Annotated in this window: 15 protein-coding genes, 1 pseudogene and 1 riboswitch; of the genes and pseudogenes, 10 read left to right on the top strand and 6 right to left on the bottom strand. The window is 60.5% G+C overall.

Annotation, left to right across the window (positions count from 1 at the left end):
- Positions 1–141: 141 nt before the first annotated feature.
- Positions 142–1185, bottom strand: a pseudogene (locus ACODTY_RS21100) (LLM class flavin-dependent oxidoreductase).
- Between the two features lie 269 nt (positions 1186–1454).
- Between ACODTY_RS21100 and yidD the strand changes: the two are divergent.
- Positions 1455–1829, top strand: a complete 375-nt coding sequence (yidD, locus tag ACODTY_RS21095) for a membrane protein insertion efficiency factor YidD (protein ID WP_488996159.1) — start codon at positions 1455–1457, stop codon at positions 1827–1829.
- A 113-nt stretch (positions 1830–1942) separates the two neighbouring features.
- Positions 1943–3931: a threonine--tRNA ligase gene (gene thrS, locus ACODTY_RS21090; protein WP_488996158.1), complete on the top strand. Its 1989-nt coding sequence runs from the start codon at positions 1943–1945 to the stop codon at positions 3929–3931.
- A gap of 66 nt (positions 3932–3997) precedes the next feature.
- Here thrS and ACODTY_RS21085 read toward each other — a convergent pair whose 3' ends face one another.
- The gene (locus tag ACODTY_RS21085; protein WP_488996157.1) at positions 3998–4447 is read right to left on the bottom strand and encodes a 6,7-dimethyl-8-ribityllumazine synthase; all 450 of its coding nucleotides are present in this window, start codon (positions 4445–4447) and stop codon (positions 3998–4000) included.
- 82 nt (positions 4448–4529) lie between these two features.
- Positions 4530–4676: riboswitch (FMN riboswitch) on the bottom strand.
- Positions 4677–4741: 65 nt separating this feature from the next.
- Positions 4742–5725, bottom strand: a complete 984-nt coding sequence (locus ACODTY_RS21080; RefSeq protein ID WP_488996156.1) for a hypothetical protein — start codon at positions 5723–5725, stop codon at positions 4742–4744.
- A 164-nt stretch (positions 5726–5889) separates the two neighbouring features.
- On the opposite strand from ACODTY_RS21080, the gene ACODTY_RS21075 reads away from it, so the two are divergent.
- Positions 5890–6474 (top strand): nitroreductase family protein, encoded by a 585-nt coding sequence (locus ACODTY_RS21075; protein ID WP_488996155.1) that lies wholly within the window; start codon positions 5890–5892, stop codon positions 6472–6474.
- A gap of 13 nt (positions 6475–6487) precedes the next feature.
- On the opposite strand, the gene ACODTY_RS21070 is transcribed toward ACODTY_RS21075, so the two are convergent.
- Both ACODTY_RS21070 and ACODTY_RS21065 read right to left on the bottom strand, forming a co-directional pair.
- Positions 6488–7369, bottom strand: a complete 882-nt coding sequence (locus tag ACODTY_RS21070; protein WP_488996154.1) for an HpcH/HpaI aldolase/citrate lyase family protein — start codon at positions 7367–7369, stop codon at positions 6488–6490.
- Positions 7369–7821: a MaoC family dehydratase gene (locus ACODTY_RS21065; RefSeq protein WP_488996153.1), complete on the bottom strand. Its 453-nt coding sequence runs from the start codon at positions 7819–7821 to the stop codon at positions 7369–7371. Before ACODTY_RS21065 ends, ACODTY_RS21070 begins: the two co-directional genes overlap by 1 nt.
- Positions 7822–7981: 160 nt before the next feature.
- Here ACODTY_RS21065 and ACODTY_RS21060 point away from each other — a divergent pair, with 160 nt between their 5' ends.
- Complete coding sequence (locus tag ACODTY_RS21060; protein ID WP_488996152.1) at positions 7982–9112, top strand: DUF2336 domain-containing protein; 1131 nt, start codon at positions 7982–7984, stop codon at positions 9110–9112.
- 14 nt (positions 9113–9126) lie between these two features.
- On the opposite strand, the gene parE is transcribed toward ACODTY_RS21060, so the two are convergent.
- Complete coding sequence (gene parE, locus ACODTY_RS21055) at positions 9127–11181, bottom strand: DNA topoisomerase IV subunit B (RefSeq protein WP_488996151.1); 2055 nt, start codon at positions 11179–11181, stop codon at positions 9127–9129.
- A gap of 190 nt (positions 11182–11371) precedes the next feature.
- Here parE and cpaB point away from each other — a divergent pair, with 190 nt between their 5' ends.
- The 6 genes from cpaB to ACODTY_RS21025 are packed head-to-tail and all read left to right on the top strand — an operon-like array spanning position 11372 to position 17667.
- Positions 11372–12343, top strand: coding sequence for a Flp pilus assembly protein CpaB (cpaB, locus tag ACODTY_RS21050; RefSeq protein WP_488996150.1), 972 nt, complete (start codon positions 11372–11374; stop codon positions 12341–12343).
- Positions 12344–12376: 33 nt separating this feature from the next.
- Complete coding sequence (locus ACODTY_RS21045; RefSeq protein WP_488996149.1) at positions 12377–13789, top strand: type II and III secretion system protein family protein; 1413 nt, start codon at positions 12377–12379, stop codon at positions 13787–13789.
- A gap of 5 nt (positions 13790–13794) precedes the next feature.
- On the top strand, positions 13795–14064 hold the full coding sequence (locus ACODTY_RS21040; RefSeq protein ID WP_488996148.1) for a hypothetical protein: 270 nt from the start codon (positions 13795–13797) through the stop codon (positions 14062–14064).
- Between the two features lie 6 nt (positions 14065–14070).
- Positions 14071–15285, top strand: coding sequence for a CpaE/TadZ family protein (locus ACODTY_RS21035; protein WP_488996147.1), 1215 nt, complete (start codon positions 14071–14073; stop codon positions 15283–15285).
- Positions 15282–16700, top strand: a complete 1419-nt coding sequence (locus tag ACODTY_RS21030) for a TadA family conjugal transfer-associated ATPase (protein ID WP_488996146.1) — start codon at positions 15282–15284, stop codon at positions 16698–16700. Before ACODTY_RS21035 ends, ACODTY_RS21030 begins: the two co-directional genes overlap by 4 nt.
- Positions 16701–16704: 4 nt before the next feature.
- Positions 16705–17667: a type II secretion system F family protein gene (locus ACODTY_RS21025; protein ID WP_488996145.1), complete on the top strand. Its 963-nt coding sequence runs from the start codon at positions 16705–16707 to the stop codon at positions 17665–17667.

The raw sequence follows: 17667 nt of genomic DNA, 5'->3' as shown, positions 1-17667 counted from the left end.
TTGGCCAGCCGTCTGGCCATTCCTCGGGGTCCCCGCCAGCGACGAGCGTAGCGAGGGAGCTTAAAGGCGGGGCAAAGAACCTCAGACGGCTTTAGCCGGGCGTGGCGATGGATAGGTATGCCCCACCGCTTGGCCGAGGTCTCAGCCCCCGTCGCTGGCAAGCAGGTCGCGCACCATCGGGATGACCTTGGTGCCGTAGAGTTCGATGCTCTTCAGCATTTTCGCATGCTCCATCGGGCCGGACGAATATTTCATGTCGAAGCGTGCAACGCCGAGCGCCTTTGCGGTCTTGGCGATTTTCTTCGCCACCGTTTCGGGCGAACCGACATAGAGAGAGCCCAGATCGGCTTCCGAGTTGAAGCTGGCAATCGTCGTTGGTCCCCAGCCGCGCTCGCCGCCGATGCGGTCGTGCATCTTCTTGTAGCTCGGCCACAATTCCTCGCGCGCCTGCTCGTCGGTTTCGGCGATATGCCCCGGCGAATGCACGCCGAGCGGCAATTGCTGCCCGCCAAGCTGGTTGAGCGCGTCGTGATAGAGATCGACATAGGGCCGGAAGCGCTTGGGGTCGCCGCCAATGATGGCAAGCATCATGGGCAAGTTGTAGCGCGCCGCGCGAACCACCGATTCCGGGCTGCCGCCGACCCCGATCCAGGTCTTCAGCGTGCCGTTCTCAAGCGGCGGATAGATGCGCTGGTCCTTGAGCGGCGCCCGCGTCGAGCCTTGCCATGTCACCGGCTCCTGCTTCAGCACGGCGGCGAACAGGTCGAGCTTTTCGGTGAAAAGCGTCTCGTAGTCGCTGAGCTTGAACCCGAACAGCGGAAACGATTCCGTGAACGATCCACGCCCGAGGATGACCTCGGCGCGTCCGTTGGAGATCGCGTCCACCGTCGAAAAGCGCTGGAAAACGCGGATCGGATCATCGGAACTCAACACAGTCACGGCCGAGCCAAGCCGGATACGCTTCGTGCGCGAAGCTATGCCGGCCAATACGACCTCGGGAGCCGAGACGGCGAAATCGTCGCGGTGGTGCTCGCCCACGCCGATGAAGTCGACGTTGAGTTCGTCGGCCAGAACCGCTTGGTCGACGAGATTGCGGATAACCTGCGCCTGCGGCAGCAATTATCCGTCAGCACCGAATGTGACGTCGCCGAATGTATCAAGTCCGAGTTCGATGGTACCCGACATGGTGTCTCTCCTGGCCGGGCATCGCCGGCATGATTGCGGCGCACACTCTCCTTGCCGTCGGCGCCTTGAACAACGCCGACGCAAACAGGTGAGAGGTTGCGGCTGACTTGGCTCGATACATAGAGGCCGGCAAGGCCTCTTTCAAACCGGCCGCATTGGCAACGGACCGTTCACGCCAGATTGACGAGCGCGCCCGGCAACAGCGTTCAGAGATTGAATTCCGACATGGAAAGCCGCATCTACAAGGCCTGAAACGCAGGCAGCAGCTTTTGACGCATAGCCATCCCCATCAGCCGTCCCCAAGCGGTGCAACGGCAGGGCGCAATTGGGCCGGACCCTGGCGCAAGACGCCGGGCCGCGTGCTTGGCACCTCGATCATTCGACTCTACCAACTCACCTTGTCGGGTTTCGTCGGCAACACCTGCCGGCATTTGCCGACCTGCTCGGAATATGCCCACGAAGCGGTTGCCCGGCATGGACTGTGGGCCGGTGGCTGGATGGGTCTTTTCCGGGTCATGCGCTGCGGCCCCGGCGGTACCCGCGGCATCGACCGCGTGCCCGAAATGCTGGAGCAGCGTTATCGCTGGTTCACGCCTTGGCGCTACTGGGCCATAGGAAAAAGGCGCGGCGAGGCTGAAAACTAGGCGTTTGCCGGCTTTACGGCCTTCATTTCGCTGACTAAAACACCGCCCGTTGCCGGACGCATCCGGCTAGTAACCACCCGCGCTCGTTTGCGGGACTGGATAGGAGAAGAAAAATGTCGAATTCCGTTTCCCTCACATTTCCCGATGGCTCCGTGCGCGACTATGACGCCGCTACGACCGGCGCTGCGCTTGCCGAATCCATTTCAAAGTCGCTGGCCAAGAAGGCGGTTGCCTACGCTGTTGACGGCACCGTGCGCGATCTTTCCGATCCGCTCGGCGCGTCCGGCAAGGTCGAGATCGTCACTCGTGACGACCCGCGCGCGCTGGAACTGATCCGCCACGATGCCGCGCACGTGCTGGCGGAAGCGGTGCAGGAATTGTGGCCGGGAACGCAGGTGACCATCGGCCCGGTGATCGACAACGGCTTTTATTACGACTTCGCCCGCAACGAGCCGTTCACGCCCGAAGACTTCCCGGTGATCGAGAAGAAGATGCGCGAGATCATCCAGCGCAACAAGCCGTTCACCAAGCAGGTCTGGTCGCGCGACAAGGCCAAGCAGGTCTTTCGCGACAAGGGTGAGGCCTACAAGGTCGAGCTTGTCGAGGCGATCCCGGCAGATCAGGACCTCAAGATCTACAATCAGGGCGACTGGTTCGACCTCTGCCGCGGCCCGCATATGGCCTCGACCGGCCAGATCGGCAACGCCTTCAAGCTGATGAAGGTTGCCGGCGCCTACTGGCGCGGTAACTCGAATAACCCGATGCTGACGCGCATCTACGGCACCGCCTGGGCGACGCAGGAAGAGCTCGACCAGTATCTGCACATGCTGGAAGAGGCGGAAAAGCGCGACCATCGCCGCCTCGGCCGCGAGATGGACCTGTTCCACTTCCAGGAGGAAGGGCCGGGCGTCGTCTTCTGGCACGCCAAGGGCTGGAAGATGTTTCAGAACCTCATCTCCTACATGCGCCGCCGTCTCGGCGACGACTACCAGGAGGTCAACGCCCCGCAGGTGCTCGACAAGTCGCTGTGGGAAACGTCGGGCCACTGGGGCTGGTATCAGGAGAACATGTTCGCGGTTAAGTCCGCCCATGCCTTCACCCATCCCGAGGACCCGGAAGCCGACCAGCGCATCTTCGCCTTGAAGCCGATGAACTGCCCCGGCCACGTCCAGATCTTCAAGCATGGCTTGAAGTCCTACCGCGATCTACCGATCCGCCTTGCCGAATTCGGCAATGTGCATCGCTATGAAGCATCCGGAGCGCTGCATGGTCTGATGCGGGTCCGCGCGTTCACGCAGGACGATGCGCACATCTTCTGCACCGAGGACCAACTCGAAGCTGAGATCATGAAGATCAACGATCTGATGATGTCGGTCTACAAGGACTTCGGCTTCGAGGAAGTGGTGGTCAAGCTCGCCACCCGTCCTCAGAAGCGCGTCGGCACCGACGCGGCATGGGACCATGCCGAGGATATTCTTCGCCGCGCTCTTGCCCGCATGGCGCGTGAGGACAACCGCATCAAGACCGGCATCAACGAAGGCGAGGGCACTTTCTACGGTCCCAAGTTCGAGTATACGCTTCGGGACGCCATTGGCCGTGAGTGGCAATGCGGTACGACGCAGGTCGATTTCAACCTGCCGGAACGCTTCGGGGCCTTCTACATCGGCTCGGATTCGGAAAAGAAGCAGCCGGTAATGATCCACCGCGCCATCTGCGGTTCGCTGGAGCGCTTCCTCGGCATCCTGATCGAGAGCCATGCCGGTCAGATGCCGCTCTGGTTCGCACCGGTGCAGGTGGTGGTCGCGACGATCACCTCCGACGCCGACGACTATGCGAACAAGGTGGTTGCGAGGCTGAAAGCGGCCGGCCTGTCGGCGGAAGTCGATCTGCGCAACGAGAAGATCAACTACAAGGTGCGCGAGCACAGCCTTGCCAAGGTGCCGGTGATCTTGGTCTGCGGCAAGCGCGAGGCTGAGGAGGAGACGGTGAACATGCGCCGTCTTGGCTCGCGCGATCAGGTTTCGCTCGGCCTTGGCGAAGCGATCACCGCCTTGCGTGACGAGGCCGTGCCGCCCGATCTGAAACGGCTGCGTGCATCGTAAATTTGGCTAGTCATCGGGAACGGCGATGGAATGTTCCATCGCCGTTCGCCGTTTCCGTAAGCCGGATCAAGCCGCGAGCTTTTCCCGCGTCTCGCCGATCATGAGGGCGGCTTGGGCTGCCTCTCGTCCCTTCTGGACGAAGTGCTCGCGGAAGATGCGGTTATGATGCTCGGTTTCCTGGTAGTGGTGCGGGGTCAACGAAACAGAAAGCACCGGCACGCCGGTGTCGAGACTGACGCGCATCAGTCCTTCCACTACAGCCTTGGCAACGAAATCGTGGCGATAAATACCCCCATCGACGACGAAGGCGGCAGCCGCAACGGCGGCGTACCGGCCTGACAAGGCCAGGTCGCGCGCGACAAGCGGGAGTTCGAAAGCGCCGGGAACGTCGAACACGTCAACTGCGGCGCGGGGGATCAATTGCGTGAATCCGTCAAGCGCGCGGTCAACGATGTCCTTGTGCCAGTTGGCTTTGATGAATGCGTAGCGGGTCGATGTTGAGTGGGCTTGTGTCATGGTGATCTCCTTTCAGCAACAGACACGTCACCCAAGGCGATCACATGCGAGCTTTCCGCCCGCATCATATGCGGCGGCGCTTGCATGTCCTCTTTCATCCGGACTGTAACCGTCGGCTCAGGCATCTCACCTGATCTGCTGACCCTTCCCGCTGGAAGGCGCTCGCGGGCTCATGGGGTCAACCCCACATACCGCCGGTGGGGAGTTTCACCCCGCCCTGAGAACAAGGCTTAACTGTCATGCCTGCAAGGCGGAAGCAAGTGTCGCCGGGAATGGGAGGTTGGACCAGAGGGCCTAGTCTGCGCCTTCAGGATCGATCGCAGAGGCTTCGGAAGCGACGACTTCGATTTCGTGATTCTGTCCGGACTCGACTTTGAAATCCATCTGGTAGATGCGGTCGCGGTTCTTGGCGATGGCCGTGTAGTCGCCCTCCGCCAGAACCATCGGTGCAAAAGCGCCAACGCTTTCCTTGATCGATTCGCCGGCCTCGTTCAGAACCGACCACGATGTATCGGCGATCGCCTCACCGCCGGCCTCGCGCACCAGCTTCAGCGTCACTTCGGCAGCGTGATGCTCGACCGTTGCTTCCGTCAGCTTGCCGGCCTCGACCCGGATGTCTGAACGGATGATCGCGTTCACAGCTCCGTAGGTCGATACAACGTGATAGGTGCCGGCATTAAGCCGAACCACCGTTTTCGGCTGGACGTCGGGAATTATCAGCGCCCGTTCGCCATTCGCCGCGGCTTGCGCTTCATAGATGGAAAAGCGCAGCTTCTTTGGCGGAATACGGCCGCCGCCGGAGAAGACAGCGTCGAGCTCCAGACCGCCGGCGTCCAGCACGAGACTTTCGCGGTGCGGCTCTTTCTCAACCGTGATGCGTTTGGTTGCGCCGGCGCGTCCATAGGAAGCGTGCACAAGGTAACTGCCGGGTTCGAGCTGGAATATCGCAGTTCCACCATGTGCAGATGCGACCAGAGGCAATTTGCCGTTGGAGTCGGCTTCGGGCTTGAACACGCGCCACACCATGCCGCGCGTAATTTCCGCGCCTTTGTCGGTCAGTTGGGCGCTCAGCGTAATCTGGCCACCCGCTCCAAGTGCGAGAGGCGTGTCGGTGGTCGGCGGAGCAAAGCTGGAAACGCCTGGCAACTTGAGGCCTTCAAGCGCATCGGGAGCCTTGTTGTCCAGATCGAAAGACTGTGCGCCGGCCAGAGTGACCGTTGCTGCTAGTAAGGCAGCCAGGAGGACGGTCTTCAAAAGATGGCGAACCGCTGCAAACATGCCTTGCGTTGAAGCCCAAGGCGGTGGCAATTTCAAGGCCTAACAGCATCCGCCCCTCAGGCGAGTGTATTCATCGCGGCCCTGCCGCTCTCAAGCCCAGGCTGCCTCGCTTCCGAGGACTGGCCCCAGCCAATACCAATGGATATTTCAAGGACAACGCGCCCATGATGACGCCAATCTTAGACTTCCTGCTGGCTAGAAGTTCCGTGCAGATTTCCGATCTGCATGAGCCGGCCCCGAGCGACGTGGAAATCGCGAAGATCATGGCGGCAGCTTCGCGCGTTCCGGACCATGGCCGCTTGGCGCCATGGCGCTTCATCGTCTATCGGGGCGGTGCGCGCGAGGAAGTTGGCAAGAAGCTGGCTGAGCTTGCAGAGCAGCGGGAAGGACCGTTGCCCGAGGGTCGCCGAAATCAGGAGCTGGCGCGTTTTTCGCGTGCGCCTCTGGTCATTGGCGTTGTCTCATCCCCGAAGGAAAATCCAAAAATACCGCAGTGGGAGATGTTCCTGTCAGGCGGCATGGCCGCGATGAACCTCATGATCGCGGCCAATGCCCTAGGTTACGGCACTAACATGATCACCAACTGGTATTCCGACGTGCCGGAGGGCAGGGCGATCCTGGGGCTTGCGCCGCACGAACGTGTGATCGGGTTCGTACACATCGGCTCTTTCGACGGGACACCACAGGAACGGCCTCGGCCCGACCCGGCGACGCTCTACAGCGACTATTCCGGGCCATGGCAGGAATAGCCGGTCTGTCCGGCTAAGCCGTTATCCCAAGCTCCTTGGCGCGAGCGAGAAGTCGCTCGGCCAGTCTTAAGTGCGGGTGGTCATACATCTTGCCGCCCATACCGACGACGCCGGGGTTGCCGGCAGCCTCGAATGCCGCCACGACAGCGGCAGAATGCTGCAATGCCTCTACCGAAGGGGTGAATGCAGCGTTGATCACAGGCACTTGTGCCGGGTGGATTGCCATCTTGCCGGTAAAGCCGTCTCGTTCGGCTTCCCTGCACTCGGTCTCGAACGCGGTCATGTCGCGGAAGTTCGGAAATACCGTGTCGATAGCGGCAACCTCTGCTGCGGAGGCGGCAAGGATTGTCACGGTGCGGGCAAATCTGAAAACGTCTGTATAGCGACCGTTTTCATCGCGAGCCGTGCGGGCGCCAATCGCCGCCGACAAATCCTCTGCGCCCCAGGTCAGCCCCGACAGACGGCTCGTTGCACTTGAGTAGGTCGATGCGGAAAGAACGCCGATTGCCGTTTCAGTGATGATCGGCAGAATCCTGATGGCTCCGTCTGGCAGGTCGTTTTCGGCTTCGTGAACCCTGAGCTTGGCCGACAGTTGCTGCACATCGCGACCGCTGTTTGATTTCGGCAGCATGATGCCCGCCGGGCGGGTGGGAACGAGCGCAGCCAGATCGTCATCGGTCATACCGCTGGAAAGGTCGTTGACGCGGACATAGATCGCTGGCTTGAGCGCTTCACGCCTATCCGAGAGAAAGCTTGACGCTGTCTGCCGCGCCGCTGCCTTGTTCTCGATCGCAACCGAGTCTTCGAGATCGATGATGACGACGTCGGCTTCGGACGCAAAGCCCTTTTCGAGCTTCTTTTCGGAATCGGCTGGAACGAAAAGTAGCGATCTCATCAGGCCGGCTTCTTGCGCATCATTGCTTGCCGCGTGCATTTGGCGACAAGCGCACCGTCCTGATTGTAGGCACGGTGCTCGAACTCAACAATGCCACGGTCGGGCTTGGATTTCGATTCGCGTACGGAGATCACGGTTGTTTCGACGCGGATCGTGTCGCCGTGAAACACCGGGTGCGGGAAGGTCGTATCCGTCATGCCAAGGTTGGCGACGGTGGTACCGACAGTGATGTCGTTTACCGAGATGCCGATCATCAGGCCGAGTGTGAAAAGCGAGTTCACCAGTGGTTTGCCCCACTCGGTTTTGGATGCGAAATCGAAATCGATGTGCAGCGGCTGCGGATTGAGCGTCATCACCGAAAACAGCATGTTGTCGCTCTCGGTCACGGTCTTTCGTAGCGTGTGTTGAAAGACGTGCCCGACCTTGAGTTCTTCCAGATAAAGCCCTGCCATCGCCAGTCTCCTTTGTGTCAGTTGATAGGCGCTGGGCTCCCTGCCTGCAAGTCGACTGCCACGCTCGAATGGTATCCGGCTTCCTAACGAACATGGTGAACGCTTTATTAATTCATTGCCGCCTAATGTTGCCCAACGGCTGGTGCCTTGAGGGGAAACAATGCAAAACGCGGTGGTTTCGCATTTTCTGAAATGGGTTTGGACAGCGCGGGTTTCGGAGCGAGCGGCGGCAGCCGGCGCGCTGGCGAGAGCCTACGTCAACTCCACGCTGCCATTCGAGGATCGTTGCGCCGCCGAGGCAGCCCTGACGCTGCTGCTTGATGACACGTCATCCAAAGTGCGCCACTCCATGGCCGACGCCCTTTCAATGAGCCATCATGCGCCGATACAGATCATCTCCGCGCTCGCTTCCGACGTGCCGGAAGTTGCAAATCTGATCCTTGCCCGGTCGCCGTTGCTGACCGATGCCGACCTGATCGATCGCGTGGCCACTGGTCAGAAGGCAACGCAGGAGATGATCGCGGATCGGCCATCCGTATCAATGCCGGTTGCCGCCGCCATCGCCGAACTGGGAGAAGCGGAAGCCTGCTCACTGCTGCTCGCCAATATCGGAGCGGATATCGCGTCTTTGAGCTTCCGACGCATGGCAGAGCGCTTCGGGCATGTGCCGTCGGTCCGCGAGGCGTTGATAGCCGATGCGAGGTTGCCCGCCGATTGCCGCCACATGCTGCTGGTCAAGATCGGTGAAGCGCTCAGGACCGCGCCGCTTGTGCTGGCGCTTATGGGAGCCGCCAGAGCCGAACGCATCACACGCGACGCCTGCATCAAGGCTTCGCTGACCTTGATTGAGGGCACTAAGGCGGAAGAACATTCCGCGCTGGTCGAGCATCTGCGGTTGCGTGGCGATCTCACCACCAGCTTCCTGATCCGCACGGTCGCCCACGGTAAGATCGATTTCTTCGGCACATCCCTTCTCGTGCTGACAAGGCAGTCGGAGCAGCGGATAAGGGCGCTCCTCGGGTCCGGCACGGACGTCGCTTTGCAAGCGCTGTTCCGCAGCGCCGGCCTTACCGAGGTTACCCACGCGGTGATTTTACGGGCTCTCAAGATCTGGCGCGAGGTAGCAAACGGCAAGCGTGTCGCCGGCGTTCAGGAAGTAAGCTGGCTGATGCTGAAGGAATTGGGTGGACAGCGAGCCGAAGGCGATGTTGCCACGCTGGTTAAGTCCATCCACCTTGAAGCGCTGCGCGAGAATGCTCGCGGCCATGCGTTGGCAATCGCTGCTGCCTAGCGAAGCATCAAGCCTCAGATATCGAGTGCTTCGGTCTCGGCGAATTCCGCCCGTTCCTGGATGAAGCGGAACCGCGCTTCCGGCTTCGTGCCCATCAGCGCATCAACGGCATCCTTGGTGGCTGTCTCTTCGTCCAGCACGTCGACCCGGAGCAAGGTACGCTTTCTCGGGTCCATCGTGGTTTCCTTGAGCTGGGAAGCCATCATCTCGCCGAGGCCCTTGAAGCGGCCGATCTCGACCTTGCCGCGTCCGGTGAACTCAGTGCGCAACAATTCATCCTTGTGGGAGTCGTCACGCGCGTAGGCGATCTTGCCGCCTTGGCGGATCGAATAGAGCGGCGGTACCGCCATGAACAGATGTCCGCCACGGATCAGGTTGGGCATTTCCTGGTAGAAGAAGGTGATCAGCAGCGACGCGATGTGAGCACCATCGACGTCGGCGTCGGTCATGATGACGACGCGGTCGTAGCGCAAATCCTCGTCGCGGTATTTCGAGCGTGTGCCGCAGCCAAGCGCCTGGATCAGGTCGGAAATCTGCTGGTTGGCGGTCAGCTTGTCGTGGCCGGCGCTGGCAACGTTCAGGATCTTGCCCCGCAGCGGCAACACGGCCTGGCTGGCGCGGTCGCGCGCCTGCTTGGCCGAACCGCCAGCCGAATCGCCTTCGACGATGAACAGTTCAGCGCCTGCCGCTGCATTTTGCGTGCAGTCGGCCAGTTTGCCGGGAAGGCGCAGCTTGCGCACGGCGCTCTTGCGCGACACTTCCTTTTCCTGCCGTCGCCGGACACGCTCGTCGGCGCGGGCAATGACCCAGTCGAGCAGCTTCGAAGCTTCCTGCGGATTGGATGCCAGCCAATGGTCGAATGGATCACGGATGGCGCTTTCCACGATGCGGATCGCCTCGATGGTGGCAAGTCGGTCCTTGGTCTGGCCGACGAATTCCGGCTCGCGGATGAACACGGAAAGCATCCCGGCTGCCGAGATCATCACGTCTTCCGAGGTGACGATGGACGCACGCTTGTTGCCGACGAGGTCCGCATAGGCGCGCAGGCCTCGCGTCAAAACGTTTCGAAAGCCAGCCTCATGCGTGCCGCCTTCGCCGGTTGGGATGGTGTTGCAATAGGAACTGAGGAAGCCGTCGCCTCCAAACCATGTAACCGCCCATTCCAACGAGCCGTGTCCGCCTTGCCGCTCGGTCTTTCCGGCGAAAATTTCGCGCGTTACCTGGAAGTCGTCGCCAAGCGATGCGCTGAGATAGTCCTTGAGGCCACCCGGATAATGGAACTCGGCTTTGGCTGGTGTGGTGTCCTTCTCTTTGATCAGAGACGGATCGCAACTCCAGCGGATTTGCACGCCTCCGAACAGGTAAGCCTTGGAGCGCGTCATGCGATAGAGACGCGCCGGTTCGAAGGTCGCGCCCTTGCCGAAAATCTGCTCGTCGGGGTGGAAACGGATCTTGGTGCCGCGGCGATTGTGAACCTCGCCGAGATGTTCCAGTTCGCCAAGCGGCTTGCCGCGCGAGAAACTCTGGCGATAGAGCCTTCGCCCGCGCGCTACCTCGACGTCGAGGTGATCGGACAGCGCGTTGACCACCGAAACGCCGACACCGTGCAGGCCGCCGGAAGTTTCATAGACTTTGGAGTCGAATTTGCCGCCGGAGTGCAGTGTGGTCATGATGACCTCGACCGCGGGCTTCTTGAACTTTGGATGCGGATCGACAGGAATGCCGCGACCATTGTCGGTCACGGACAGGAACCCGTCTGCTGAGAGTTCCACTTCGATGAAGGTGGCGTGGCCGGCAACGGCCTCGTCCATCGAGTTGTCGATCACCTCGGCAAACAGATGATGTAGGGCCCGCTCATCCGTGCCGCCGATATACATGCCCGGCCGCCGACGTACGGGCTCGAGGCCTTCCAGCACTTCGATGTCGGCTGCGCTATAGCTTTCCGCGCCGTCCTTCAAGGGAAGCGCGCGCTTCGCGGCCTGAACCAGCGGGTCTGCCGGTCGCGCTGGAGCACGAACGGGCTGAGCCGGCTTGTCGAGGGTGCCGAAAAGATCGTTGCTGTCGTCCATGCGGGAGAAGAATCCGATGCTGCGAATCACTGATGATAGTGCCACGCTTTTGCCGAGGGCGCGACCGAGGTTCATGGTCCGTTCGTGGCTTGTCGGCCTTCTACCGCAAAACCTTTCGATAACCAAGCCACGCAAATTAGATCGAATGCTTATATTCTGGATCGCTGAATCTTTAGGAATAGCCCGTAGCGTGACCCCAACGAACAAAGAACGGGCGCATCAGGGGTTTGGCGTGAGGGGCAAGGTCATAACGATGATCGGCATTGCGGCCGTTTTCGGCGCGATCTCGATCTTCGCTGCCGATTTCTGGATCAAGAGCCAGGCTGAAGCCGACATCGTCAAGACATCGTCGGTCACTCCGCCGCAGCAACCGGCTGTGGAATTCAAGACCATCGTCGTTGCCAACGCGCCGTTGCGCTACGGCATGGAGTTGGAAGCCGCGCAGCTTTCCGAAATTCCATGGCCGCAGGCGTCGCTGCCGCAAGGAGCTTTCAACAGCGTCGATGCGCTGTTGTCGGAAGGCAAGCGTGTGGTGCTGTCGCCGATCGAGCCTAACGAACCAGTTCTTCTCGCCAAGCTTTCCGGCCCGAATGGTCGCGCTACGCTTTCCAATATGCTGATGCCTGGTATGCGAGCCGTAACCATCCGCACGGACGAGATCGCAGGGGTCGGCGGCTTCATTGCGCCCGGGGATCGCGTCGATGTCGTGCTGACGCGTGATGCTGGCGCCATTGAGGAAGTGTCCAAGAACGCCGATGGTGCCGCTGGCTCAACAGTTACGACGGAAATCGTTGTCGCTGGCGCCAAGGTGCTCACGGTCGGGCAGGGTGCCGACGAGCGCCAGACCACCCCACAGATCGCCAGCTCGGTAACAATCGAAGTGAATGAGGAGGGCGCTCGCAAGGTGGCGCTTGCCCGCACTGTGGGAACACTGTCTCTGACGCTGCGCTCTGCAACAGACGCTGACGCCTCGGACGGAGGTCTCACCACAATCTCTTCTTTCGGTGGTTCGGTTGCGGCGGGTGCCCAGTCGGCGGCAGGGGCGTTGTTCAGTAGGTCGGATGCGGATGCGCCCAAGATGAAGACGGTGATCGTGACCCGGGGCCTCGTTGCTCAGGAATACAAGGTCATGCAGCAGGAATTGCCGCAGGAACAAAATTGAGTTTGCCGGCGGGGGCCGGTTGGGGACGAGCAAATGCTGGGGTTGGGCGGGGTTTTCGAAGATTGGCGGGTGGCGCGGCGTGTGCCATTTGGTGCTCTAGCACTCGCCGTGGCAAGCATTCTGGCGCTGCCCGCGCCTTCGGTCGCAGGTGGCGACATCGTCAGGATCTCGGCCACGAAATCGACGACGGTCAAGGTTGCCAAGGGCAAGCCTAAAACCATCAAGACCGATGCCGCGTTCTACGAGATCGTCATCGGTGACCCGGAAATCGCCAACGTAAATCCGTTGACCGACAAGTCGTTCTATGTGCTCGGCAACAACCTGGGCACCACCGGAATTGCGTTGTTTGACGAGAACAAGCAACTGGTCGGCAGCGTTGACGTCGAAGTCACGCTCGATACTGAACAGCTTGCAAACACCATTCGCGCCAGCGTTCCGGGAGCCAACATCAAGGTTGGTTCGGCCAATGGCCGCGTGGTGCTGTCGGGCGAGGCGGAAGACGCGGTTGCGGCCGAAAAGGCCAGCAAGATCGCGACGCGATTCTCCGGCGAAGAAGAAGTGATCAACTCGGTCAACATCTCCTCTTCGCAGCAGGTGCAGCTCAATGTGCGCTTTGTCGAGATCAACCGACAGGTGGGACAGGAACTGGGGACCAAGCTCGGCGTTCGCTATACCGGTGCAGCCGGTTCCATCGGCTTCAATTCCGATCCGGCTGCTTCTACGTCCGTGCCAGCGGGCGAGATTGTCGGCAGTCTGTTGAGCAACGGCTGGTCGGCGGACGTGGCTATCAAAGCGCTCGAAGATCGCGGTGTCGCTCGTCGCCTTGCCGAGCCGAACCTGGTAGCCCGGTCAGGCCAGAAGGCCAGTTTCCTTGCTGGTGGCGAGTTCCCCATTCCTGTTGCCGAAGACGACAACAAGATAACCGTCGACTACAAGAAATACGGCGTCAGCCTCGATTTCACCCCGACTGTGCTGCAGGACGGCCTGATCAGTCTCGACATCGAACCGGAAGTGTCCTCCATCGATGCCTCGGCTTCCTACTCTCTGGGCAACATCTCGATTCCCGGCTTCATCGTGCGCCGTGCGCGGACTTCGGTTGACCTGAAGAGCGGGCAGAGTTTCATGCTTGCCGGTCTGCTTCAGACCCAGAACGACCAGATCACCCAACGCATCCCCGGTGCCGGCAAGATGCCCGTGCTCGGCCCGTTGTTCTCGTCAAAGGCCTACCAACGGCGCGAGACCGATCTGGTGATCATCGTGACGCCTTACCTAGTCAAGCCGATCGACCCTTCGAAGAAGCCGCTCGTGCCAACTGACAAGACGGTTGCTGCGAGCAATGTCGACTACTTCCTCGGCAATACCGAGGAATTGAAGACCGCCGCGGTCGGTGAAACTGCTGCACCGGTCACCAGGGTCGGGCATTTCCTCGACCTGCCCAAGGAGTGACCGTTATGCGGCGTATTCACCTCTCCAGCGTGGTGTTGCTGATGTGTGTCGGCCTCGGCGGCTGTGCTCAAGACGACTACTTGCGAACCGACGGCCTGACGACCGGCGCGGGTGACGCGATCGCCGCCAACACCGCCATGCAAGTCGTCGATCCGTGGCAGTACGGCGTCCAAAATACGAAACTGAAGGTGCCGGCGCAGCGCGCGAGCACCCAAACGAGCCCGGCTGATGATGCAGCATCCGCCAAGGCGGCGACGACGACTACGGGCGGATGATTTCAAATGGCAAATGAGATCAAGACCAAGAAAATCCTGCTTGTCTCCACGGACAAGGCCTTTGAGCAGGATACGCGTGCAGCGTTCGCTACCTCCGAGGTGATCCAATTGGTTACCGTGGACAAGAACTTGGCTGATGTTCGCGGAGAAGTGCAGGAAGCCGATCTCGGCGCCATAATTGTCGATATGGATGCGGCGAGGTTGGACGAGATGAGCGCCTTGCAGCGCATCATGCGCCGGCTGGAAGGACGCGTGCCGGTCGTCGTCGTGACGCAGGAATTCAATGCGGCGGCGGTGCGTATCCTTGTTCAGCTCCAGGTTTCGGACTTTCTGGTGAAGCCGATCTCGACCGCTGATCTCGTGCGCTCAGTCGTTGCTGCCTTGCAAGGCACGGGGCACAGCCAGCAGACGGAATCCCAAATCTACACGTTCCTGCCGGCGGCGGGTGGCGTGGGCACGACGACCCTGACGCTTCAGACCGCCTTTCAACTCCACAATTCGACTTCTCGCGGCGCCTCGACCTGTGTCGTCGATCTCAATTTCGAGCAGGGCGCCTGTGCAGAATATATCGACCTTGAGCCGCGCTTCGACATAACCGAAATCGAGAACCGTCCCGAACGCCTCGACCGGCAATTGCTCGATGTCATGCTGTCGAAGCATGAGAGCGGACTTTGCGTTCTGGCCGCACCTTCAAATCCGGCCGACATGCGCTCGTTCAAGACCGATGTCGTCGTACGCATGCTGGATCTTGTATCGGCCTATTTCGACAACGTCGTTATCGATATGCCGCGCACCTGGTTCCCGTGGACGGAAACAGTGCTGCTAGGCTCCAACAAGCTCTACATCGTTTCGGAAATGACGGTGCCGTGCCTGCGCCACACGCAGCGACTGATCCAGGCCATTCACCAGACAGTTGGCAAGGAAGTCAGGCCGAACGTCATCGTAAACCGCTTCGAGCAGAAGATGTTCGACAACGGCATCAAGCAGGCCGACGTGCAGGAGATACTTGGCGAGCATTTTGTCGGCGGTATCTCCAACAACTACCGGCTGGTACGCGAGGCGGTCGATCGCGGGGTGCCTTTGCATGAGATCGATCCCAACGCCAATGTCATTCAGGACCTGAAAAAGATCATCTTGCCTGAAGAGGTCGCCGCCGCGCCCCAGAAAACACGATCCCTGTTTGGGATCGGCAAAGGGCTGCTGAAAAGGAAGGCCGGATGAGCAGCCGTTTTTCCACGCTGCAAAATCGCGATCTGCGTTCCGAGCGTCCGGTCGAACAAATTCCGGCGTCGAGCCATGCCATCGTCATTCCAACGACGCGCAAGTCGACCGCTCCGAAATCCGAGGCGACTGCCAAGGGTGCAGACAAGGTTCTCGACGCCCGCGTGCGCATCCACCGCATGCTGCTCGACGAGATCAATCTCGTGGCGCTCGAGCGTTTGCCTAAAGAAGAGATGCGTCGGCAGGTGCACGACTTCGTTTCGGAAAAGACGCGCCATGAGCGCATGGCGATCAACGTCGCTGAACTGGACGCTCTGGTTGATGATATCGTTGACGAGATGGTTGGGCTGGGGCCGCTGGAGCCTCTGCTGAAGGACCCCGAGATCAACGATATTCTGATCAACGGCCATCACAACTGCTTCGTCGAGCGCAAGGGCAAGCTGCAGCAGGTCCACATTCCGTTCAAGGATGAGGCGCACCTGCTCCGTATCATCAACAAGATCGTCGCGGCCGTCGGTCGTCGCGTTGATGAATCGCAGCCGATGGTCGATGCGCGCATGCAGGACGGTTCGCGCTTCAACGCCGCCATCCGCCCGATTGCGGTCGATGGACCTCTGGTCTCGATCCGAAAATTCTCCAAGAACAAGCTTGGCCTGCACAAACTGGTCGAATTCGGCGCCATTACCCAGAATATGGCGGAGGTTCTTGCGGCTGCCGTGAATGCGCGCAAGACCACCATTATCTCGGGCGGTACCGGCACCGGTAAGACCACGATGCTGAATGCCCTGTCGGCCTTCATTCCTGAAGACGAACGCCTCATCACCATCGAGGATGCGGCCGAGCTGCAATTGCAGCAGCCTCACGTAGCGCGAATGGAAACGCGTCCGGCCAACGTCGAAGGGCAGGGCGAGTTGAAGCAGCGCGATCTGGTCAAGAACGCGCTTCGCATGCGACCCGACCGCGTCATTCTCGGTGAGTGCCGCGGCGAAGAAGCTTTCGACATGCTTCAAGCCATGAACACCGGCCACGAAGGTTCAATGGCGACCATTCACGCCAACACGCCGCGCGACGCGATTGCGCGTCTCGAACAGATGCTTGGCATGACCGGGATGCCGATGACCGTGCAGTCCATTCGCAGCCAGATATCGAGCGCGCTCGATATCATCGTACAGTTGACGCGTTTGTCTGACGGCAAGCGCAAGGTGACCAGCGTCGCCGAGGTGACCGGCATGGAAGGCGACGTCATTCAGATGCAGGAAATATTCCGCTTCGTCCGCACCGGCATCGAGCCCGACGGCAAGATCCTTGGGCATTTTGAAGCGACGGGCATCAGGCCGCGTTTCCTAGAGGACCTTCGCGCCATGGGGATAGATTTTCCCGGCAAGTACTTCGAGCCGGGCAAGCCGCAGGAGTAGCCGCATGGAAGGCTTTTCGGCGATCTATGTAGTTTATGCAACGGCGGCGCTCGCCGGCATCATGATCGCCGAGGCGTGCTACCTGCTATTTGCCGGAAGGGCGGACAAGCGCACGGCCATCAACAGGCGCATGAAGCTCCAGTCGGGCAAGATCAGCCAGGAACAGGTGCTGATCCAGTTGCGCAAGGAACGCGGCATAGAGGGCGGCGCTTCGCTGTTTTCGCCGGCAAGGTTTCGCGCGCTGCGCCTGCAGTCAGGCTTGCGCATGCCGCCGCGCAAATTCCTGTCGATCACCTCGGCGATTGCATTCGGGATTGGTGTAGTGGCGTTCTCCAAAGGGCTGCCGCTGTTGGGGTGTCTTGGCCTGTTCGTGGTGTCTGCCGCCATCATCCCGGTCATGGCCTTGCAGTCGCTCCGTAAGCGCCGCTTGAAGCGCTTCGGCATCCAGTTGCCCGAGGCCCTTGAATTGATCACGCGCGGCTTGAAGGCAGGGCATCCCGTGCCGGTTGCGATTTCCATGGTGGCGCGGGAAATGCCCGATCCGATCGGCACAGAATTCGGCGTCATTGCCGACGAGGTGACATTCGGTTCCGATCTGGTTTCGGCGTTGAACGCGCTTTTCGAGCGCGTCGGCCACGAAGACCTCCCGCTTTTCGTGACGGCGGTGGCGATCCAGAGCAGTTCGGGCGGCAATCTGCGCGAGATCCTCGACGGGCTTTCGGCGACCATTCGCGAACGTGGCAAGTTGCGCCGCAAGGTGCGCGCCATTTCCACCGAAGGCCGCATGTCAGCCTACATCTTGACGGCGGTGCCGGCGCTCCTGTTCGCCAGCATCATGGTCATGATGCCGGAGTTCTACCGTGACGTCTGGGATGAACCCATGACATGGTACCTGATCGGGGGAACCATTTTCTGGCTGATGCTGGGCAACGCCATGATGTTCAAAATGTCGAACTTCAAGTTCTGA

It is taken from the genome of Mesorhizobium sp. FG116 (assembly GCF_057809835.1).
Note: the sequence above shows the minus strand (reverse complement) of the source record. Positions and strands in the feature narration are given on the sequence as shown.

What these genes read in the sequence shown, in the direction of transcription:
- ACODTY_RS21085 (WP_488996157.1), bottom strand. Translation starts at nt 4,447, where the DNA reads ATGACACAAGCCCACTCAACATCGACCCGCTACGCATTCATCAAAGCC.
- ACODTY_RS21075 (WP_488996155.1), top strand. Translation starts at nt 5,890, where the DNA reads ATGATGACGCCAATCTTAGACTTCCTGCTGGCTAGAAGTTCCGTGCAG.
- ACODTY_RS21060 (WP_488996152.1), top strand. Translation starts at nt 7,982, where the DNA reads ATGCAAAACGCGGTGGTTTCGCATTTTCTGAAATGGGTTTGGACAGCG.
- ACODTY_RS21065 (WP_488996153.1), bottom strand. Translation starts at nt 7,821, where the DNA reads ATGGCAGGGCTTTATCTGGAAGAACTCAAGGTCGGGCACGTCTTTCAA.
- ACODTY_RS21030 (WP_488996146.1), top strand. Translation starts at nt 15,282, where the DNA reads ATGAGCAGCCGTTTTTCCACGCTGCAAAATCGCGATCTGCGTTCCGAG.
- parE (WP_488996151.1), bottom strand. Translation starts at nt 11,181, where the DNA reads ATGGACGACAGCAACGATCTTTTCGGCACCCTCGACAAGCCGGCTCAG.
- ACODTY_RS21070 (WP_488996154.1), bottom strand. Translation starts at nt 7,369, where the DNA reads ATGAGATCGCTACTTTTCGTTCCAGCCGATTCCGAAAAGAAGCTCGAA.
- ACODTY_RS21025 (WP_488996145.1), top strand. Translation starts at nt 16,705, where the DNA reads ATGGAAGGCTTTTCGGCGATCTATGTAGTTTATGCAACGGCGGCGCTC.
- ACODTY_RS21080 (WP_488996156.1), bottom strand. Translation starts at nt 5,725, where the DNA reads ATGTTTGCAGCGGTTCGCCATCTTTTGAAGACCGTCCTCCTGGCTGCC.
- ACODTY_RS21040 (WP_488996148.1), top strand. Translation starts at nt 13,795, where the DNA reads ATGCGGCGTATTCACCTCTCCAGCGTGGTGTTGCTGATGTGTGTCGGC.
- ACODTY_RS21035 (WP_488996147.1), top strand. Translation starts at nt 14,071, where the DNA reads ATGGCAAATGAGATCAAGACCAAGAAAATCCTGCTTGTCTCCACGGAC.
- ACODTY_RS21045 (WP_488996149.1), top strand. Translation starts at nt 12,377, where the DNA reads ATGCTGGGGTTGGGCGGGGTTTTCGAAGATTGGCGGGTGGCGCGGCGT.
- thrS (WP_488996158.1), top strand. Translation starts at nt 1,943, where the DNA reads ATGTCGAATTCCGTTTCCCTCACATTTCCCGATGGCTCCGTGCGCGAC.